The organism is Microbacterium sp. 01T413_2 (genome assembly GCF_056398985.1).
In genome coordinates this window covers 45,834-66,304 of sequence record NZ_JBFTQL010000018.1, presented here as the reverse complement: position 1 = coordinate 66,304, position 20,471 = coordinate 45,834, and the positions used below count along the sequence as shown (strand labels likewise).

Here is a 20,471-nt window from a genome sequence, read left to right as displayed (position 1 = left end):
AGCCCCGCATGCACCTCCCGTACCGGCGTCTGCGCCGCCTCGCCCTCGCCACCCTCTTGGGCGCCGCCGTCGTCGTCTCGACGTTCGCGGCGACGCCCGCGGCGGTCGCGGATCCGACCCCCGCACCCTCGTCCACGGCTGCCCCGACCCCGGCGCCCACCCCGTCGTCGTCGTCGTCGCCGACCGCCGATCCGTCGCCGACCACGACGCCGGCACCCGGTCCGACTCCGACTCCGACCGAGCCCGCGCCGACGACGCCGGCTCTGCGCGCCGCCGTGCCGGGGGCGATCTCGCCGGTGGCGGCGTACACCTTCGACGCCGACGGCGGCTCGACCGTGAAGGACGTGTCGGGCAACGGGAACGACGCCACCTGGGTCGGATCCCCGGGCTATCGCCCCGGCGTCTCGGGGTCCGCGGCGACGATCAGCCTCGGCACGAACTATGTGAAGCTGCCGCTGATCGCCGGGAAGACCGACGGATCGGCAAGCTTCTCCTACGAGTTCTGGATGTCGGAGCAGAACCGCACGTCGTACGGCACGCTGATGAGCAACCAGGACTTCGCGTCGTGCAACAACGCGGGTCTGACGCTCTACAACCAGACCACGCAGGGCGTGCTGCAAGCGTGCTGGGGCACCACGGCAGGCGGGACGAAGCGCTACCTCAACGGGGCGTCTCCGAACATCGCCGGATCCTGGCATCATGTCGCCGTCACGGTCGACCGCACCGCGAACGTCATCATCGTCTACACCGACGGAGTCGAGACCAAGCGCTCCGCGGCCGGCGAGGTGACGGCGTCCACCAACCTGAAGAGCGGATTCGCGTTCAACATCGGCGGCTTCAGCGGCAGCGAGAAGGACGTGAGTGACGGCTACGTGAACGCCGCGATCGACGACCTGCGCTTCTACAACGCCGTGCTGCCCTCGGCACAGGTCGCCGACGACTACGCCGCACTCAAGCCGGACAGCGGCAGCTACACGGTCGCCTTCGACGGAAACGGCGCGAGCTCGGGCGCCATGACGGCGCAGACGTTCACGATTGGCACGGCCTCGACGCTCGCGGCCAACGCCTTCGTCCGTCCCGGCTACCAGTTCCAGGGCTGGGCGCTGAGCGCGAAGGGTCAGGTCGTCTACGCCGACGGGCAGTCGGTCGCCGACCTCACGGTTCGCGCGAACACCGCGGTCACCCTCTCCGCGATCTGGAGCCGGCTGCGCGCGCCGGGCGACGCGGTCGCCCCGTTCGCCTCCTACGACTTCGAGACCGGAGACGGCACGGCGATCCCGGACTCCTCGGGACGCGGCAACGACGCGATCTGGTCGGGATCCCCCTCATACGTCGCGGGCACCGCAGGCAAGGCGGCCTCCGTCAACGCGCCGGAGGGCAGCACCCGCGGCGTGAACTTCTTCTCCCTGCCCCTCGTGCCGGGCCACACCGACGGCTCCGGCAGCTTCTCGTACACGTTCTGGCTCAAGGAGGCCTCGTCGAGCTCCGACTCGCCGATCGTCTCGAACCAGGACTTCCGGCACTGCTACAACCGCGGCGCGACGCTCTACAACACCGCGGGCAGCCCCGGCATCCTGCGCGGCTGCTTCGGTCAGAACGGCACCTCGACGACGCAGAACTACGTCGCGGATGCGAGCCGCACGTCCGTGATCGGATCCTGGCACCACGTCGCCGTGGTGGTCGACCGCTCCGCGAGCACGATGACCACGTTCGTCGACGGCGAGCAGACCGCGCAGAGCACGAGCCTCGGCTCCGGCTTCTCCCTGGTCAGCGGCTATCCGTTCCGCGTCGGGGCGGAGGGATCGCTGCTCGACGACGGCGACGGCTTCGTGAACGCGACGATCGACACGTTCGACTTCTACGACCGGGCGATCTCGGCCGCGCAGATCCAGAACGACTACATGGCGACGCACTCCGGTGACGTCGTGACGGACGGATCCACACTCGCGCGCGGTTTCGTGTCCGGTGTGCTGCGTGCCCCCACCGTGCGTGCCGGCGGTGTCGTCTCGCAGACCGTCGCCGGCCTCTGGAACGGCGGATCCGTGACCTCGTACACGAAGGTCGAGGGCGACGACTGGCTGAACGTCGACGCGCAGGGAGTCGTGACCGGGGCGGCGCCGGCGGCGGCGCCCGCGGATCCGGGCTTCCTCACGGTCGAGGCCACCGACGGCACGACCACCGCGCGCATCGAGGTCGAGGTCCCCGTGGTCGCGGCCGATGCCGCCGCGCCCTTCGACGCGGTGACCTGGAATCTCTGGGATGCCGGCGGGCACGTCAACGACGCCGCGCTGAAGAACCTCGCCGTGATCGCCGAGAACGGCTTCGACGTGATCGGCGTGCAGCAGGACGGCGGCACCGCCGCGACCGCCCTCGCGAAGGCCCTCGGCTGGAACGCGCTCGAGGGACCGGGCGGGGTCGGACTGATCTCGCCGCACCCGCTCAGCGCGCGCACTGTCGTCGGCGAGCAGCCCGGCCTGGGCGCGACTGTGGACGTGCTCGGGCGCAAGCTGCGGGTGTGGACCATGGGCCTGGACCGCACCGGTTACGGCCCGGAGTCCGCGTGCCTGGCCGGCATGACGGATCCGGCGGCGCTCGTCGCGGCGGAGCACGGCAGCACCCGCTACGCCCAGGTCGATGCGCTCGCCACGGCGATCGCGACGGAGACGGCCGCGGCGACCCCCGTCGTGGTCCTCTCCGACCTGGAGTCGCCCTCGGGTGCGGACTGGACGGCGGCCACCGCTGACGCGCACTGCGGCGTGGGCGCGGTGGACTGGCCCGTGCCCGCCCGCCTGCAGCAGGCAGGACTCGCCGACGCCTATCGCACCGCGAACCCYGAYGCGGCCGCCGACCCCGGCGACACCTGGTCGCCGCTCGTCGTGAAGACGCCGTCGGGCGCCGATGAGCCGCAGGATCGCATCGACRCCGTGCACTACGCCGGCTCGGCGCTGMSCGTGCTCGGCGCGAACACGGTGGTCGCAGGCTGGCCCTCGCCGACCGCGGTGCTGCGCAACGCCTGGGCGAGCAATCACCGCGCCGTGGTGGCCTCGTTCTCGCTCGGCAAGGGTGCTCCGGATCCGTCGTCGCTGCCCGCGGTGGTCGCGAGCGCGGCGGGGCGCACGGTCACGCTGCACACGGTCCCGGCGGCGTCGGCCGGCGGCATCGAGTACCGCGTCGACGGCGGCGCCTGGCAGGCGTATTCCACGCCGTTCGCCGTGCCGGGCACGGCAGCCGCGCTCGTCGAGTACCGCGCGACCGACCAGGGTGTGAGCGGGCCGATCTCGGGTCTCACGCTCGCGGCGACCGGCGCCGACGCCGGGCAGGACGTGCAGCCCCTGGGCGCCGCGAAGACTGTCCTGCGCGGCGAGGCCATCACCGGTTTCGGTGCGAAGGTGGTCGACGCATCCGGCAACGGCGTCTCCGGCGCCGACGTGGTGTTCACGATCTCGGGCGCCGCGTTCGCCGGGGGAGCGAGCACGGCAACCGTCTCGAGCAACGCCGCCGGCATCGCCGTCGCACCGGGTGCGACCGCCGCGACGGCCGGAACCGTGACGATCACCGCCGCGTTCCGCGACCGCACGACGACGCTGCCTCAGATCACCGTGGTGGACCCGGTCGCGACGCTGACGGCCGATGTGAAGGTCACGCCGGCCGTGGTCTCGGGCAAGGCCGTGCTCACGGTCGCGGTGACGAACACCGGGTCCACGGCGACCGACGTGAAGATCGCCACGAAGTACGGCACCAGGACCTACCCGGCGGTCGCGCCCGGCGCGACGGTGTCGTACGGGTTCAGCACGATGCTGGCCTCGATCCCCGCGGGTACCGCGACGGTCACCCTGACGAGCGGATCCGGCATGGCCACGATCCCGACGCCCTACCCGGCCGCGCGATGAGCACCGGCACCGGATCCCGCCCGCGGCGCACCCGACACCGCGGAGACACCCACGCAGGAGGCAGCACCATGACGACGCAGATCACGACGATGGCCGGAGGCGAGGGCATGGGGGGCGACCTCGGCTGGACCCGGCGACGCACCCTCGTCGCCGGCGCCTGGTCGGTGCCGGTCATCGCGGCGGCGGTCGCGCTGCCGCAGGCCACGGCCTCGGCCGCGATCACGATCGACCTCCTCGGCGCCGTGGACGACGCGCAGACCTACCCGTTCTCGGCCGCGGGGGACACCGCGCCGCTGATCTTCCAGGTGGCGGGCTCCGGCCCGATCCCGGCGGACGGCACGGCGGAGCTCGTGAACGCCGGCGGGATCGCGTCGTGGGACGAGTCCGTCCTCCTGCAGGGCGCTCTGGCCTCCGCCCCGATCGACACCGACGGCACCCTGATCCTGCCGATCGTGGCGCTCACCGCGGGCAGCTTCCCGGTGTTGGTGCACGTGGGGTCGGTGAGCCGCACTTTCATGGTCACGCTGGAGCAGGCGTGATCCGCACCCGTGCCCGCCGGGCAGAGGTGACCGGGCTCGCGCTGCTGGCGGGGCTCCTTCCGGCGCTGCTGACCGGATGCACCGCGAGCGGTCCTGGCGCGGCGAACCCCTCGTCCTCGTCCTCCGCCGAGGTCGCGGCCGAACAGCACGGCCCGGCGATCCGGCTCGTCTCCCCGGACGGTGCGGTGCACCTCGGCGACGAGGTGCGGGTGGTCATCCGCGCGACCGACGACGGTGCGCCCGTCACGGGCCGCGATGCGACCTTCGAGGTGGTCTCCGGGCCGGCGACGTACCCGGGTGGCTTCGAGACCTCGGCCACGGATTCCGACGGCGTGGCGAGCTCGCTCGGCCTGCACACGGAGGGCGCGGGGCGGGTGACGATCAGGATCGCCGTCGGAGAGGTCAGCAGTGATCTGACGATCGACGTCGCCGGCTCCTGAACCGAACTTCGAACGGCGGGAATGCGCCGGCTGGGAGAACCCGATGCGTGCGCTGTGAGGCTGGCTCCGACGGCCCGGACCCTCTCGCGTCGCTCCGCCGCCCGGGAATAGCATCGCCCTCGGTCACCGGCGACCGCCGACGACCGAACCTGATGTCTGGAGATCCCGGATGCGTAGAAGAGTCCTCGGCGTGACCCTCGCGGTCGTCGCCACCGTCGCCGCCACCTTTGCCGGAGCAGGCGCCGCGAGCGCCGCGCCGCCGCCCCCGAGCCCCATCCCGAACTCGACACCGGGATGGCTCAGTCACGCGACCAAGGGAGGACCGGCGAACGGCGCGGTGAGCGCCCGGGTGTACCTGGCGCCGTCCGGCGGCATGGACGCTCTGGCAGCGCTCGCGACCGCGGTCTCGACGCCCGGATCCGCGCAGTACCGGAAGTTCCTCTCGGCAGATCAGTACCACGCGACCTTCGACGCTCCTCAGGCGACGGTCGACGCGGTCACATCCTGGCTGCAGGGTGCGGGGCTGAAGACCACGGTCGATCCGAGTCACCGTTATGTGGACGTCAAGGGCGGCGTGGGCAACGCGAACAAGGCGTTCGGCGTGACGATCTCGAACTACACGCATGACGGGCTCACCGTGCAGTCGCCCGACGGCGCCGCGACCACCCCCGGGGCCCTCGCGGGCGCGGTCATCGCCGTGGACGGCCTGGACACGACCCCGTCGCTCGTCGAGCCGAAGACGCAGAAGCCGGCCCCGCCGGACGGCGGATTCCGCAACTCGCCGATCTGCGGCACGACCTACGGATCCGCGAACCCCGGCAACCTCGCGACGCCGGACGGCACGGTGCTCCCGGCCTTCGACGGCAAGACGCTGCCGTACTCGCCGTGCGGTTACACCGGTCCGCAGCTGCGCAATGCCTACGAAGCCGGCCTCACGGGCGGATACGACGGCACCGGCGTGACGGTCGCGATCACCGATGCCTACGCCTCGCCCACGGTCGAGGCCGACGCGAACAAGTACGCGACGGACACGGGTGACAAGCCGTTCGCCGCCGGCCAGTTCTCGCAGAACGTGCCGAACGCGTACACGAACGTGAACAGCAACAAGTCCAACCACCAGTGCGGGATGGCCGGYTGGTACGGCGAGGAGACGCTCGACGTCGAGGCCGTGCACGCCATGGCTCCGGGCGCGAACATCCGCTACTACGCGGGTAAGAGCTGCATGGATCCGGATCTGCTCGACACCTTCACGCGCATCAACGACGAGAACGTCGCGAACATCGTGACGAACTCGTGGGGCGGCGCGGGCGATGTCGTGAAGCCGTCGCTGCTGCTCGCCTACCAGACCGCGTTCCTGCAGGGCGCGACCCAGGGCATCAGCTACGTCTTCTCCAGCGGCGACGACGGCGACGAGGCCGCACGCCTCGGCTCGGCGCAGACCGACTACCCCGCTTCGGATCCGTATGTCACGGCCGTCGGCGGCACGTCGACCGCGATCACGGATGCGGGCCTCACCGGCGAGACCGGCTGGCAGACGTCGAAGTACGTGCTGCAGGACGGCGCCTGGACGCTGAGCACCGACTTCCTGTACGGCGGAGGCGGCGGCTACTCGTCGAACATCGCCGAGCCGCAGTACCAGAAGGACGCCGGTATCGTCAGCCCCAACGGCGGGCGCGCGGTGCCGGACGTCTCGATGGACGGCGACCCCACCACGGGCATGCTCGTCGGTCAGACGCAGACCTTCACCGGCGCTGCCGCGTACGACACGTACCGGATCGGCGGCACGAGCCTCGCGTCGCCGCTGTTCGCCGGCATCACGGCGCTGAAGATCCAGGCGAACGGCGGCATCGGCTTCGGTCTGCTGAACCCGATGATCTACGGCGCCCACGGCCGGGGCTTCCACGACGTCACCGGAGCGGGCATCGACGAGGGTGCGATCCGCGTCGACTACGCCAACGGCCTCGACGCGACCGGCGGCTACGTCTACTCGGTGCGCACGTTCAACGGCGCTACCTCCACCCAGACCGTCGGCACGGGCTGGGACACCGAGACCGGCTGGGGCAGCGCCCGCGCCGGCTGGGTGCAGTAACCCCTCACACCAGAACGCTGAACGAGGCGCGGTTTCCCCCGGGAAGCCGCGCCTCGTCTCTTCCCACAGGGGCGTTGAGCGACACTTCGACTCGCTGCGCTCGCTCAGTGCGGGTCTCCGCGAGACGAAACGCGGCGCCCTTGCGAGAGCACCGCGTTTCGTCTCGGTCGCCTTCGGCGTCCTCGCTCAACGACCGGAAAGCGCGGCCTCAACGACCGCGATTGCTCCGCACCACATAGCGGTGCTCCGGGCGGCCGGTGCTGCCGTAGCGCAGCTCGAGGCGCACGAGGCCGGATTGCTCGAGCTGCGTGAGTGCGCGCTGCGCCGTCGTGCGGCTGATGCCGATCGCCGTCGCGATCTCCTGCGCAGACACGTCGGTGCGTCGCGCGGCCACCGCGTCGAGCACGGCCTGGAGGGTGGGGGCGAGCCGGCGTCCTTCCTCGGGCGCGGCCGTGGACGCAGGCGCCGGGCGCAGCAGGTCGAAGAGCCGGTTCACATCGTCCTGGGTGGCCGCCTCGCCGAGCGCCGCGATCCGCTCCTGCGCGTTCCGGAACGCGGTGAGGCGCTCGGCCAGCTCGGCGAACCCGAACGGCTTCACGAGGTAGTGCAGCGCGCCGAGCTGCACGGCCCGCCGCACGGTGGCGAGGTCGTTCGCGGCGGAGATCACGATCACCGCGGGCGCAGTCCCTGAGCCCGTCGAAGGATCCGGATCCGCGAGCAGCTGCCGCACGACGTCGAGTCCGTCGCCGTCGGGGAGGTAGACGTCCATCAGCACCAGGTCGGGACGCAGCTCCCGCGCCTGCCGCAATGCCTCGGCGGCGGATCCGGCCTGTCCCACCACGCGGAAGCCGGGCACGGCTTCGACGAAACCGACGTGCACGCTCGCGACGCGGAAATCATCGTCGACGACCAGGACAGTGGATTCAGGGGCGGTCATCGCGACCCTCCGGACTCGGTCGTTGAGCGAGCGATGGTCGTTGAGCGAGCCGTAGGCGAGTCGAAACGCAGAGACGAAACGCGGTGATCTCGGGGAGGCGACGTTTCGTCTCGCTCTGCGTTTCGTCTCGGTCGCTGCGCGTCCTCGCTCAACGACCGTTCGGCGTCCTCGCTCAACGACCCCGAGGCGGACTCGGCGGGGCGGGGGATCACCACGGTGAACGCGGCCCCGCCATCGCTCGCCACCGACACCGTGCCGCCCAGCCGGGAGGCGGTCGTGTGCACGAGCGACAGGCCCAGCCCGCCATGCCGCGCCAGCGAGCCGCGCTTGGTCGTGTAGCCGCTCTCGAAGATGCGCGGCACGGAGCCATCCGGCACACCGGGCCCGTTGTCGGCGACGCGCACGGTCAAGGCCTCGGGGGTCTCCACGATCGTGACGGTCACGCGGCGCGGGGCGGGGGAGTCGGCCAGAGCGTCGAACGCGTTGTCGATGAGGTTGCCCAGGATGGTGACGAGCGCCGGCAGCCGATCGGACGCGGATCCGAGATCCGTCTCGGGCGCGATCGTCAGGTCGATGCCGCGCTCGTTCGCCTCGGCGGCCTTGCCGAGCAGCAGGCCCACGATCATGGGCGCGCCCACGTGCGTGCGCAGGGTGCGGTCGAGATCGGCCGAGGTGCCGCGGATCTCGTTGAGATACTGCAGCGCCTCCTCGGTGCGCCCCAGCTCGAGCAGCCCTGCCACCGCGTGCATGCGGTTCGAGAACTCGTGCTGCTGGGCGCGGATCGACTCGGCGAAGCTGCGCTCGCCGTCGAGCTCCTGGGTGAGCCCGGTCACCTCGGTGCGGTCCTGCAGGGTGAGCACGGCGCCGTGCGGCCGGCCGGCGAGCGTGACCGGCATGCGGTTGAGCACGAGCACGCCCGCGTCGGTCACGGCGATCGCGTCCTTGACCTCGGTCGTGCCGGTGAGCGCCTCGCGGATCGGGCTCTGCACGAGCACGTCGTCCAGGCGGCGCCCGCGGGCTCCCTCGGGCAGGCGCAGCAGGCGCTGGGCCTCGTCGTTCACGACCGTGATCCGCCCGGCGGGATCGATCGCGATCACGCCCTCCCGGATGCCGTGCAGCGTCGCCTCGCGCTCCTGCAGCAGCCGGGCGATCTCGTCGAGCTCGAGCCCGAACGTGCGGCGCTTCAGCAGCGCCGCGAGCCCGAACGACACCGCCGTGCCGATCGCGAACGCCAGCACGATCCAGGTCGCGTATATCGGCAGCTGTCCGAGCAGCTCCGCTGCGACGCTCGACTCCCTGATGCCGACCGACACCTCGCCGATGACCGTGCGCGTGGAGCCCTCGAACACCGGCACGCGCGCGTTCGCGGTCGTGCCGGTCGCGCCGACGTCGGTGCTGCGGTGCACCGCGCCGTCGCGCGCCACGACGTCCTCCGACACCTTCTGCCCCACGAGGTCGGGGTTCGGGTGCGAGTGCCGCACGCGATCCATGTCGATGACCACCACGTAGGCGGCACCCGTGCGCTGCTCGGTCGCGGTGGCGAGCTGCTGCACGTCGCCGTCGCACGTGGAGCCTCCGGAGGAGAGGCAGTGCTGCACGGCCGTCATCTCGGCGAAGGTCTGCGCGATGTCCGCGGCGCGGTCCTGGTAGTCGCTGGTGAGGTTGGCGCGCGCGGTGACSGCGAACAGCACGAACCCGATCAGCAGGGAGGCGCTGAGGATCGCGACCTGAGCCAGCAGGATCAGGCWCGACAGTCTTCGGATCCGTCGTCGCATCACACCGGATTCTCTCACCGCAGCCTCGGCGCCGGCCGTGCGCAGAACGCCCAAAAGGTGCGGCAACGCCCGAAACGTCGGGCAACGCTCGCAAGCGCGACAGCGAGGTGGACCGGCGGCGAACATCGATCCATCGCCCGGCGTCGTCGCCGCGGCGAGCAGACACAGACAGAGAGGTCTTCGTGCCATGAGCGACACACGTTCCCCGGGTGCCGGCCGCACCCTCGATGCCAGCGGACCCGCCGCCGGCATCGAGATCGTCGGCCTCACCAAGCGCTTCCTCACCCCGAAGGGCGACACCTTCACCGCGATCCGCGACGTGACGCTGACCGTCGAACCGGGGCAGTTCTGCGCGATCGTCGGACCGACCGGCTGCGGCAAGTCGACCACGCTCGCGCAGGTGTCCGGCCTCGAGAAGCCGTCGGCCGGATCCGTGAGCGTCGGCGGCCGCATCGTCGACGGCATCACGCAGGGCGTCAGCTACATGTTCCAGGCGGACTCGCTGTTCCCCTGGAAGACCGTGCTGAACAACGTCATGGTCGGCCCGGTGCTCACCGGCATGCCGAAGAAGGAGGCCACGGTGCTGGCCCTCGACTGGCTGCGCCGCGTCGGCCTCGCCGGCTTCGAGGACCGCTACCCGCACCAGCTCTCCGGCGGCATGCGCAAGCGCGTCGCGATGGCGGCGGCGCTCATCAACCGACCGCGGATCCTGCTCATGGACGAACCGTTCGGGGCGCTCGACGTGCAGACCAAGGCGATCATGCAGACCGAGCTGCTGCAGCTCTGGGAAGAGCTGCGGCCCTCGGTGCTGTTCATCACGCACGACCTGGACGAGGCCGTCGCGCTCGCCGACCGGGTGGTCATCATGACCTCCAGCCCGGGCACCGTGAAGAACGTGTTCGACATCGACCTGCCCCGCCCCCGCGGCGACGTGCAGCAGATCCGGCACGAGGGCCGCTTCCTCGAGCTGCAGGGTCAGATCTGGGAGTCCCTGCGCGAAGAGGTCGACCGGGCGTACGCCCAGACCGCGGCGGTGGCAGCATGACCGCCGCGACCGTGCGCGCGTCCGCAGCAGACGCCACCGGACGCCCCTACACGAGCCCGCTGAGCGCACCCGAGCAGAGCGAGGCCGAACTGCAGGCCGCGGGACGTCGCGCTCGCCGCCGCCACACCGTCTGGGTGTGGGTCGGCCGGATCGGGCTCGCCGTCGTCGTCATCGGCGGCTGGCAGCTGTTCACGGCCATGGGCTGGGTGGACAAGTTCTTCTTCGGCCAGCCCTCCGCGGTGTGGGACAGCCTGGTGCACCTGTTCACCGTGGGTACGGCTTTCGGATCCATCTGGGAGAACCTCTGGGTCACGGTGCAGGAGGCGCTGCTGGGCTTCGCGGTCGGCACGCTCGCCGGCATGATCGCCGGCATCCTGCTCGGCAGCAACCGGTATCTGGCCGAGGTGTGCGGTCCGTACATCAAGATCATCAACGCGATCCCGCGCATCGTGCTCGGCTCGATCTTCATCGTCGCGTTCGGTCTCGGAATGCCCGCCAAGGTGCTCCTGGCCGCGGTGCTGGTGTTCTTCGCCGTCTTCTTCAACGCCTTCCAGGGCGTGCGGGAAGTGGATCCGAACCTCGTCTCGAACGTGCGGGTGCTCGGGGCATCGCCCCTGCAGGTCGCCCGTCACGTCACGATCCCCTCCGCGATGACGTGGATCATCGCGAGCCTGCACACCGCGTTCGGCTTCGCCATCATCGGAGCGCTGGTGGCAGAGGTGCTCGGCGCGCAGCGCGGCATCGGCCTCATCATCAGCCAGGCCCAGGGATCCTTCGACCCCAACACGGTGTTCGCCTGCATGGTCATCATCGCCGTCTTCACCCTCGTCGCCGAGTACCTGATCTCGCTGCTCGAGAAGCGGGTGCTGCGCTGGCGCCCGCCGACGCGGTCCGAAGCCTCGTCGATCTGAACTCCCTCCCTCGCAATCCCTCCTCACCAGGAACGCCGGCCCGATCGGCGCAACGAAAGGAAACCCACATGAACAAGCGCGGCATCGTCGCCGTCGCGGCGGCCGGAGCACTGATGCTCGGTCTCGCAGGCTGCAGTGGCGGCACATCCGGATCCTCCGGATCCAGCACCACGGCGGCCGGCAACGGCACCCCTGAGACCGTGAAGATCATGGTCGGCGGCATCGACAAGCAGATCTATCTGCCGTACAAGCTCGCCGACCAGCTCGGCTTCTACAAGAAGTTCGGCGTGAACGTCGAGCTCTCCACGGAGCAGAACGGCGGCGTCGGCGCCGAGGACGCGATGATCTCCGGCCAGGTCGACTTCGCGGGCGCCTGGTACAACCACACGATCGAGCTGCAGCCGAAGGGCAAGGAGGTCATCGAYGTCGTGCAGCTCTCCGGCGCCCCCGGCGAGCGCCTGATGTGCACCGACAAGAGCGGCGTGAAGAGCGCGTCCGACATCAAGGGCAAGAACATGGGCGTCACCGACCTGGGCTCGGGCACCGACAAGCTCACCCAGTTCATCGCGCACAAGGGCGGGGTGTCCACGAGCGACTACCAGACCGTCGCCGTGCACGCCGGCGCGACGGCGATCGCCGCGCTCAAGCAGGGCTCCGCGGACTGCGCGATGACCACGCAGCCGACCGTGACGGCGCTCACCTCGCAGAACGTCGCGCACTCCGTCGTCGACCTCGCCAGCACCGAGGGCGCGCAGAAGGCGCTCGGCGGGGCGTGGCCCGCGGCCGGCCTCATCGGCAACGCGTCCTACGTGAACAAGCACAAGGACGCCACGCAGCGGGTCGTCAACGCCCTGGTCGCSACSATGCACTGGATCGACGAGCACTCCGCSGCSGACATCGCGAACAAGCTGCCCGCCGAGTACGTCAACAACTCCACGATCACCAAGGACCAGTACATCGCCGGTCTCACCACCGACAAGGGCCAGTTCCTGCCCGACGGCATCATGCCCGCCGGCGGCCCGAAGACGGTGCTCGACATGGAGAAGCAGCTCGGCCTGGACACCTCCAAGATCGACCTGAGCAAGACGTTCACGAACGAGTACGCGCAGAAGGCCAACAAGGACGCCGGCACGAAGGTGACSACSAAGGCGGCCGGWTCCGACGGCTGAKCCGGATCCGACTCCTCCACACGGCTGAACAAGGATGCCGGGCGCTCCCCACATGGGGCGCCCGGCATCTTCGCGTGGATCGCGGGTCCTCGCGGGATCCGGCCCAGTGCGCACACTCGGCGCGGCGATTCGACTGAACCGGCAGATCGAGGCCGCGATGTCGTCGTCCGTTCACGCGCTGTTCGGGAGCCTTTGCTGATCTCGAAAGCGACAGCCGATCCTCGGACAGCAAAGGACCATCGTGATCTCTCGACGCTCACTCATCACCTCCGGCGCCGCCGCCGGGGCGCTCCTCGCCGTGGAGTCGGCCGCATCGGCCTCGGCGCGGCTGCTGCCCGCCGGTAACGGCAACGGCACGGGGCCGGGCAACGGCAACGGACAGGGCAACAACGGAAACGGAAACGGCAACGGTGGCGGATCCGTCACCACCTTCAACGTCATCAGCGACATCCAGGGCGATCTCGCCGACTTCGCGGTGGCGTTGCAGGACATCGCGCAGATCAACCCGGGCGGCAAGGGCATCGCGATCGCCGGAGACATCACCCCGCGCGGCTACGACTTCGAATACGCACAGGTGAGCAAGGTGCTCGCCGCGAACCCCGCGCCGAAGTCGCTCGCGTGGGCGATCGGCAACCACGAGTTCTACGTGCCGAAGTACTCCGACCCGAACACGCTCGCCCAGGCCACCTGGCCGAACGGCACCACGGAGGATTCGCTCTTCAAGAGCTTCTACAACTTCGCCGGTCGCAGMACGATCTACAACGAGCAGGTCTTCGGCGACGTGCCCGTGCTGATGATCGGCACCGAGAAGTACATGCACTACCACGACGCCACCCTCTGGGATGAGGTGTGGATGAGCGATGCGCAGTTCGCCTGGCTCGAGGACAGGCTCTGGTACTGGCGCGACCGCAAGCGCCCCGTCATGGTGATCAGCCACCACCCGCTGCCGAACACGGTCTCGGGCTCGCGGAACAAGCTCTACATGTCCGACTACCTGCAGACCGACCGTGTGCTGGAACTGCTGGGTCGCCACCCCGACGTGTTCCTGTTCACCGGGCACACGCACTGGGATCTGGCGCTCTCCGACTGGTACGCGCGCCGGATCGTCGCGGGCACGGGCAACCTCGACGGCTTCAACGTGGTGAACACGGGCGCCATCCAGACCGGCTGGACCGACAACGGCTCGGGCGGCGAGTCCGTCGTGCCCGGCGGGTTCAACCAGGGCCTCCAGGTCGAGGTCGGCGCCACCTCCGTGACGATCAAGGCGCGCGACTTCCAGCGCAAGGAGTGGATGAAGCAGATCCGGATCCCGCTGTCCGCGCAGTGGTCCTGACCCACAGCTGACGAAGGGCCGGATGATCCCCGAGCGGATCTCCGGCCCATCGTCATGCGCGTTCTGTTCAATCGCCTGCCCGGTGGTCCTTTCTATCGTCGGAGTCATCCACGAGCAGGAGGTTCGATCATGAGCAAGGTCATCTGCGGTCTGTCCGTCTCCGTCGACGGATTCATCACGGGCCGCGATCCGCGACCAGGGCACGGACTCGGCGACGGCGGGGTGCTGTTCGACTGGTACGGCAGCGGCGACGTGCCGAGCACCGTGTTCGCCGGGTTTCGGCTGTCCGCTCCGAGCGCGCGAGTGTTCGATGCACTCGCGTCGCGCGTCGGCGCGAGCCTGGCCGGGCGCACCACGTACTCCGACTCCGATGACTTCGCCGGCGGGGCACCGCATCCCACTGCTCCGCTCGTCGTGCTGTCGCATGAGGCATTCCCGCCGGCGAACGCGCGTCAGACCATCGTGAGCACGGGACTCGCCGATGCCGTGGACACGGCGAAGGCCCTCGCCGACGGCAAGGACGTGGGGCTCATGGGCGGTGTGCTCGCCACGGAGGCGCTCAAGGCCGGGCTCGTCGACGAGCTCATCCTGCACCAGGTGCCCGTGCTGCTGGGCGCCGGCCGTCGCTTCTTTTACGAGCTTCCGCAGCACATCGCGCTGCGGATCCACGAGGTGGTGGCCGCACCCGACGTCACGCACTTGCACTATCTCGTCGAGCACGCCGGACGTGCCGCGGTGGGGGAGGACGCGCGATGATTCTCGTCACCGGTGGGCTCGGGATGATCGGCGCGCACACCGCGGCCGCGCTGGCCGACCTCGGTGAGGAGGTGGTGATCACGGCGCACCGGCGCTCTGACGTTCCCTCTTTCCTTGCCGGCCGGGTCCGCGTTGAGACCCTGGACGTGGCCGACCGAGACGCTTTCCTCGCGCTCGGCGACCGGTACAGCATCGGCGGCGTCGTGCATCTCGCCGGCAGCATTCCGGAACCGGATCCGATCCCTTATTTCCGGCGCGATTCAGCGGCGTTGTTCACCGCGCTCGAGGCGGCGCGGACCTGGGGCGTCGACCGCTTCGCCGTCGCCGGCAGCATCAGCTCCTACGAGGGCCGAGGCGAGCGACCATGGACGGAGGACCTCGCGTTGCCGCTCGCCGTGCCCCCGCATCCGATCGCGGCGTTCAAGAAGGCGGTCGAGCCGTTGACCCTGTTCGCCCTCGCGGGGACGGGTGTGCAGCCGGTGCTGCTGCGGATCGGCAGCACGTGGGGGCCGCTGATGGATCCGGAATCGCCGTTCAACCCGGTGCCGTCGACCGTGAGCGCCGTGCTGCGCGGCGAGCGTCCGCGCCCGCTGCCCGCCGGCGCCGGGGACTTCGGCTACGCGCCGGATTCTGGTCGCGCGATCGCGCTGCTCATGACGGCGCCCTCGCTCGCGCACACCGCGTACAACGTGTCGAGCGGCGTTCCGTTCACCGCTCGCCAGCTCGTCGACGCGCTGAACGCCGCGCTGCCCGGAGCGGGGATCGAGTCGACCGCACCGGCGGCGACAGTGGAGGACGCGCCGTACCTCGACGTCACCCGGATGCGCACGGAGACCGGCTTCGAGCCTGCGTTCGATCTGTCCGGCGCGGTCGCGCACTACGTCGAGTGGCGGCGCGAGAACGCCCGCTGACCGGGGATCCATTGATCCTTGCTTAAATTACTCAATTGAGTAATTATGAATCCATGACACCGACGCGCAGTTACCGCACGACGCAGGAGCGCCGCGCCGAGATCATCGAGGCGACGATGCGGGTGCTCGCGGAGCAGGGATTCGCGGCCGCGTCGTTCGCCCGGATCCGGGAGGCCGCCGAGCTCAGCAGCACTCGCATGATCTCGTATCACTTCGCCGACAAGGCCGCGCTCATGGGCGCGCTCGTCGAGCACATCGTGCAGCAGGCTGCCGCCGTCATGGTCCCCGCGACGGAGGCGGAGCCGACGTGGGCGGGCAAGCTCGCGGCGTACCTCAGGTCCAACCTGCGCTTCCTCGCCGACAACCGGCTGGCCGCGCGCGCCGTGATCGAGGTCATCCGCAACGCCCCGCGGGCGGACAACGGCCTTCGTGAGGACACGTCGGCGCTGCTGCTCTCGCTGCTTCTCGCGCAGGGGCAGGAGGCGGGCGAGTTCCGCGTCTTCGACACGCTGGTGGTGGCGCGCTCCATCCGCGCCACCATCGACGCATTCGCGATGACCATGCCGTCCGAGGAGGCGGCGACCGCGGTGGCGATCGACGAGATCGTCGCCCTGTATCACCGGGCCACTCGCCCGGAAGGAGGAGCTTGATCATGACTCTCACCGTCGACCGCCTCGCTGCGGTCCGCCCGACCCTCGACACCGTGCGCCGGCTGTGGTGGCTGTGCGCCGCGGTGTCGGTGATCGCTCTGGCCGCCGCGGCGGTCCTTGCGATCGTCGACCCCGCCGAGGTGAATTGGGTGGTGTGGCTGCGCGGATCGGTCGTCGCGGTGGCGAGCCTCGTGTTCGTCGTCGTGACGAGGGCGGCGGCGCGCGGCAGCCGTCGGGCCTTCACGCGGATGCGGTGGATCTCGATCATCGCGCCGATCGGGATCGGCCTGATCATCGTCTCGCCGGACTCGGGGTACCCGATCTGGATGAAGATCGAGCAGGGGCTCATCGGGATCCTGATCGTCGCGATCGCCGTTCTGCTGAACCGCCGCCCGACGCGAGCGGCGTTCCCCAAGGAGAACTGAGGCGCGATGGCCGACACCTACCGCGAGCGGGCGCCGAGTGCGGCGCTCGCCGGGGTAGTGCGCACGATCTGGGTGCAGCACGTCGGCGACGCGCCCGCCGTCCACCGTCATCTGCCCACCGGTGGGGTGGAGATCCACGTGGCGGTCGGCGGGCCGGCGCGGCTGCTCGGCCCGCTCACGGGGCATCGGCTCGAGGTCATCCCGCCGGGCACCACGATCCTCGGCGTGCGGTTCCGCCCGGGCGGTGCACCGCCGCTGCCGATGCCGTTCGAGGAGCTCGTCGACCAGAGCGTGCCCCTTGTGGAAGTGTGGGGCGACCTTGCCGAACGTCTGCTCGACGATGTCGCCGCGTCCAGCGCCGTCGACCGAGGGATCGCTCTGCTCGAGGCGTTCCTGCTGCAGCGATTCCGGGTCGGCAGGGCGGCTGATCCTCTGCTGCGCGCCGCGGTCGAGGCGCTGATGCCCTGGCGTCCGGTCGAGGTCGGCGCGGTCGCCGCAGACGTGGGGCTGTCGGAGAGTCAGCTGCGGCGGCGTTCGCTGAGCGTGGTCGGGCTCAGCCCCAAGGTGCTGCAGCGCACCCTTCGGTTCCAGGGGTTCCTCGCCCTCGCCCAGGCTGGCGCGACGCCCAGCGGACGCGTCGGCGTCGACGGCATTGCCGGCCTGGCGGTGGACGCCGGGTATGCGGACCAGGCGCATTTGAGCCGAGAGTGCCTTCGCCTCACCGGGCAGACGCCCCGCGAGCTGCTGCACGGCGACGTCGAACGCTGCGCCTGCGGACACGACCACTCCGCGTCGTACCGTCCGTTCCTCGCCGGGCGGTTCGGCGGTGTCCGTGCGGTGAATGCGTGAGCAGTGCATTGTTCGCTATTTAGCTCAGGTGCTAGATTGCGCTCATGAGCGAAGCGGAGAACAGCGCGTTCGAGGCACTGGCCCATCCGACCCGGCGACAGATCCTGCAGGATCTGAAGGATGGGGAGCAGGCGGCAGGGGAGATCGCGGCGCGGTTCGCGGTGAGCGGTCCGACGATCTCCCGGCATCTGCGGATCCTCCGGGGTGCCGGCCTGATCGTCGAACGGCGTGACGCGAACCGGATCCTCTACTCCCTCGCCGGCGACAGGCTCGCCCTGTCGATCGGCGACTTCCTGTCCACGGTCTGCCCCGAACAGATCGTGCTGCGGGAGGTGCGAAAGCGGCGCCCGTCCGATGGTGATCCCGGCGGCACCGGCGAGCACTCGGCGGTGACGGCGTGAGTGTCGTGCCCGGAGTGAAGGCGCACCTGCGCCGCCGCCTGCTCGTGAGCTACCGGCTCGATCCCGACATCGCACGGACGCTCGTGCCCGCACCGCTGCGCCCGCAGCTGATCGACGGGCAGGCCATCGGAGGCTTCTGCGTGCTCGGGCTCGACGCGATCCGGCCTCGCTGGTTCTCGGCACGTCTCGGTCTGCGTTCCGAGAACGCTGCGCATCGGATCGCGGTGGAGTGGGATGAGGGCGACACCGTGTGCACGGGCGTGTTCATCCTGGAGCGCCACAGCTCGGCCTGGCATCCGGTGCTGTTCGGAGGCCGGCTGTTCCCCGGGGTGCACCGCCGCGCGCGATTCGCCGTCGACGAGCACGGTGGCCGCTACGCCATGGGCATGGACGCCTCGGGGGAGCATCTCGATGCGGACGTCGAGGTCGGCGGTGCCTGGACGAGCGCCTTCTTCGGCTCGGTGGACGAGGCGTCGGCGTTCTACCGCTCCGGGCGGATCGGCTGGTCGCTCGGTCACGACGGTCGCACCCTGGAGGCGGTCGCGCTCGCCGCGGAGGAATGGGCGGTGGAGGCGGCCCAGGCGCACAGCGTGCACTCGTCGTTCTTCGATGCGCTGCCGCGAGGGTCGGCCGTGCTCGATCACGTCGTGGTCATGCGCGATCTCGACATCACGATGGAGGCTCCGGCGACCGCCGTCGGAGCGTCGCGGCCGCTCGCGGTCTGAGCCGTTCCCTCCGGACGTCGCCCGCGGGACGCTCATGCGAAAGGCCGCCGGCATCGCAGCGCCGGCGGCCTTTCGCGTTTTGCTCTCAGTGTCGTGAGACGGCGGGATCCACGGATCTGGTCTGCTGTGCTAGGCGCGAGCGGTCGTCCGCGTCGAGGGCGCGCAGATCCGCCCCCTTCGTCTCGCGGGCGGCGGCCACGGCGACCAGCGTGATCGCGCAGGCGATCGCCACGTAGATCGCGACCGGCACGCTCGACTTGTACTGCGCGAGCAGGCTCGTTGCGATGATCGGCGCCAGCGAACCGGCGAAGATCGACGTGACCTGGTAGCCGAGGCTGACGCCGGAGTACCGCATCCGGGTGGGGAACATCTCCGCCATGATCGCGGGCTGACCCGCGTACATCGCGGCGTGGAAGACGAGGCCGAGAGCGATGGCCGCCCAGATGACGATCGGGTTGGCGGTGGCCATCATCGGGAAGGCGAAGAAGCCCCAGGCGGCTCCGAGCACGGCGCCTGCCGCGTACACCGGCTTGCGACCCCAGCGGTCGGAAAGCCGCCCGAACAGCGGGATCACGAGGAAATGAACGACGTGCGCTCCGGCCAGGATGAGCAGCGTCGCCGACGTCGCCTCCTTGACGGTCTGCGTGAGGTAGACGATCGAGAAGGTGACCACCACGTAGTAGAGGATGTTCTCCGCGACGCGCAGTCCCATCGCCACGAGCACGCCGCGGGGGTAGCGGCGCACGACCTCGAGGGGTCCGAAGCTCTGGGAGGCCTCCTGCTCCTGCGCCGCCTTCATCTCCAGGAAGATGGGGGCCTCGGTGACCTTGGTACGGATGTACCAGCCGATGAGCACGATCACGGCCGAGAGCCAGAACGCGATGCGCCAGCCCCAACCGAGGAATGCGTCCTGCGGCAGCGTCGCGGACAGTGCGAAGAGCACGAGCGTGGCGAGCAGGTTGCCGACCGGCACCGCGGCCTGCGGCCAGCTCGCCCAGAAACCGCGCCGCTCGCGCGGGCTGTGCTCGGCGACGAGCAGCACGGCGCCGCCCCATTCGCCGCCGATCGCGAAGCCCTGCGCGAATCGGAGCAGCACCAGCAGGACCGGTGCGAGGTACCCGACCTGGGCGAAGCCCGGCAGGCAGCCGATGAGGAACGTCGCGGCGCCGATGATCAGGATGCTGGCCTGCAGCAGCTTCTTGCGCCCGTACTTGTCGCCGAGGTGGCCGAACACGATGCCGCCGAGCGGGCGGGCGATGAAGCCGATCGCGTAAGTGACGAACGCCGCGATGATGCCGCTGAACGGGTCGTCCGACGGCGGGAAGAAGACGGTGCCCAGCACGAGCGTCGACGCCGAGGCGTAGAGGAAGAACTCGTACCATTCGACGACCGTGCCCGCCATGGAGGCGGCCACGACCCGGCGCAGGCCGGTGGGGGATGCGGTCTCGTACGCCATGTGTGCTCCTTTGCACGATCAGAGAGGTCTGTCGGTTCTCCAGCCTGAGACGACTTCGCCATTGCGACAATGCCCATATGCGGCGGATGGAGTGTGCACGAATGCACATGGCTGGCCCGGCGTCGCCCTCGTGCCCGCGAGTGCCCGCGCGCGCTCGCCGTGGCGGCATA

Annotated in this window: 18 protein-coding genes; 15 read left to right on the top strand and 3 right to left on the bottom strand. The window is 70.2% G+C overall.

What is annotated here, in order from left to right:
* Positions 1 to 8: 8 nt before the first annotated feature.
* The 4 genes from AC1DMN_RS11060 to AC1DMN_RS11045 all read left to right on the top strand — a co-directional run bounded on the left by AC1DMN_RS11060 (position 9) and on the right by AC1DMN_RS11045 (position 6,958).
* Positions 9 to 3,890, top strand: a complete 3,882-nt coding sequence (locus tag AC1DMN_RS11060) for a LamG-like jellyroll fold domain-containing protein (protein WP_477384216.1) — start codon at positions 9 to 11, stop codon at positions 3,888 to 3,890.
* 68 nt (positions 3,891 to 3,958) lie between these two features.
* Entirely contained in the window at positions 3,959 to 4,429 is a 471-nt protein-coding gene (locus AC1DMN_RS11055; RefSeq protein ID WP_477230561.1) for a hypothetical protein, read from the top strand.
* Positions 4,426 to 4,869 carry a hypothetical protein gene (locus tag AC1DMN_RS11050; protein WP_477230560.1) on the top strand — a complete coding sequence of 148 codons (444 nt, stop codon included), beginning with the start codon at positions 4,426 to 4,428 and terminating at the stop codon, positions 4,867 to 4,869. The genes AC1DMN_RS11055 and AC1DMN_RS11050 overlap by 4 nt, the downstream gene beginning before the upstream one ends.
* A gap of 169 nt (positions 4,870 to 5,038) precedes the next feature.
* A complete protein-coding gene (locus AC1DMN_RS11045; protein WP_477230559.1) occupies positions 5,039 to 6,958 on the top strand; it encodes a S53 family peptidase in 1,920 nt (639 codons plus the stop codon).
* 208 nt (positions 6,959 to 7,166) lie between these two features.
* Here the strand turns inward: AC1DMN_RS11045 and AC1DMN_RS11040 are convergent, their stop codons facing one another.
* Together AC1DMN_RS11040 and AC1DMN_RS11035 are read right to left on the bottom strand one after the other, a co-directional pair.
* Positions 7,167 to 7,895: a response regulator gene (locus AC1DMN_RS11040; RefSeq protein WP_477230558.1), complete on the bottom strand. Its 729-nt coding sequence runs from the start codon at positions 7,893 to 7,895 to the stop codon at positions 7,167 to 7,169.
* Positions 7,892 to 9,670, bottom strand: a complete 1,779-nt coding sequence (locus tag AC1DMN_RS11035) for a sensor histidine kinase (RefSeq protein ID WP_477384214.1) — start codon at positions 9,668 to 9,670, stop codon at positions 7,892 to 7,894. Before AC1DMN_RS11035 ends, AC1DMN_RS11040 begins: the two co-directional genes overlap by 4 nt.
* 187 nt (positions 9,671 to 9,857) lie before the next feature.
* On the opposite strand from AC1DMN_RS11035, the gene AC1DMN_RS11030 reads away from it, so the two are divergent.
* The 11 genes from AC1DMN_RS11030 to AC1DMN_RS10980 all read left to right on the top strand — a co-directional run bounded on the left by AC1DMN_RS11030 (position 9,858) and on the right by AC1DMN_RS10980 (position 18,845).
* Positions 9,858 to 10,715 carry an ABC transporter ATP-binding protein gene (locus tag AC1DMN_RS11030; protein WP_477230556.1) on the top strand — a complete coding sequence of 286 codons (858 nt, stop codon included), beginning with the start codon at positions 9,858 to 9,860 and terminating at the stop codon, positions 10,713 to 10,715.
* Complete coding sequence (locus AC1DMN_RS11025; protein ID WP_477230555.1) at positions 10,712 to 11,626, top strand: ABC transporter permease; 915 nt, start codon at positions 10,712 to 10,714, stop codon at positions 11,624 to 11,626. The genes AC1DMN_RS11030 and AC1DMN_RS11025 overlap by 4 nt, the downstream gene beginning before the upstream one ends.
* Before the next feature lie 68 nt (positions 11,627 to 11,694).
* Positions 11,695 to 12,795 carry an ABC transporter substrate-binding protein gene (locus AC1DMN_RS11020; RefSeq protein WP_477230554.1) on the top strand — a complete coding sequence of 367 codons (1,101 nt, stop codon included), beginning with the start codon at positions 11,695 to 11,697 and terminating at the stop codon, positions 12,793 to 12,795.
* A 241-nt stretch (positions 12,796 to 13,036) separates the two neighbouring features.
* Positions 13,037 to 14,128 (top strand): metallophosphoesterase family protein, encoded by a 1,092-nt coding sequence (locus tag AC1DMN_RS11015; protein WP_477384212.1) that lies wholly within the window; start codon positions 13,037 to 13,039, stop codon positions 14,126 to 14,128.
* Between the two features lie 129 nt (positions 14,129 to 14,257).
* A complete protein-coding gene (locus AC1DMN_RS11010; RefSeq protein WP_477230552.1) occupies positions 14,258 to 14,884 on the top strand; it encodes a dihydrofolate reductase family protein in 627 nt (208 codons plus the stop codon).
* A complete protein-coding gene (locus AC1DMN_RS11005) occupies positions 14,881 to 15,795 on the top strand; it encodes an NAD-dependent epimerase/dehydratase family protein (protein WP_477230551.1) in 915 nt (304 codons plus the stop codon). The genes AC1DMN_RS11010 and AC1DMN_RS11005 overlap by 4 nt, the downstream gene beginning before the upstream one ends.
* Positions 15,796 to 15,848: 53 nt before the next feature.
* Positions 15,849 to 16,445 carry a TetR/AcrR family transcriptional regulator gene (locus AC1DMN_RS11000; protein WP_477230550.1) on the top strand — a complete coding sequence of 199 codons (597 nt, stop codon included), beginning with the start codon at positions 15,849 to 15,851 and terminating at the stop codon, positions 16,443 to 16,445.
* Positions 16,446 to 16,447: 2 nt separating this feature from the next.
* A complete protein-coding gene (locus AC1DMN_RS10995) occupies positions 16,448 to 16,870 on the top strand; it encodes a hypothetical protein (RefSeq protein ID WP_477230549.1) in 423 nt (140 codons plus the stop codon).
* 6 nt (positions 16,871 to 16,876) lie between these two features.
* Entirely contained in the window at positions 16,877 to 17,719 is an 843-nt protein-coding gene (locus AC1DMN_RS10990) for a DUF6597 domain-containing transcriptional factor (protein ID WP_477230548.1), read from the top strand.
* A 44-nt stretch (positions 17,720 to 17,763) separates the two neighbouring features.
* A complete protein-coding gene (locus AC1DMN_RS10985; RefSeq protein WP_441978334.1) occupies positions 17,764 to 18,120 on the top strand; it encodes a metalloregulator ArsR/SmtB family transcription factor in 357 nt (118 codons plus the stop codon).
* On the top strand, positions 18,117 to 18,845 hold the full coding sequence (locus AC1DMN_RS10980; protein ID WP_477230547.1) for a DUF2071 domain-containing protein: 729 nt from the start codon (positions 18,117 to 18,119) through the stop codon (positions 18,843 to 18,845). Before AC1DMN_RS10985 ends, AC1DMN_RS10980 begins: the two co-directional genes overlap by 4 nt.
* 85 nt (positions 18,846 to 18,930) lie before the next feature.
* On the opposite strand, the gene AC1DMN_RS10975 is transcribed toward AC1DMN_RS10980, so the two are convergent.
* Positions 18,931 to 20,301, bottom strand: coding sequence for an MFS transporter (locus AC1DMN_RS10975; RefSeq protein WP_440734980.1), 1,371 nt, complete (start codon positions 20,299 to 20,301; stop codon positions 18,931 to 18,933).
* Positions 20,302 to 20,471: the final 170 nt, after the last annotated feature.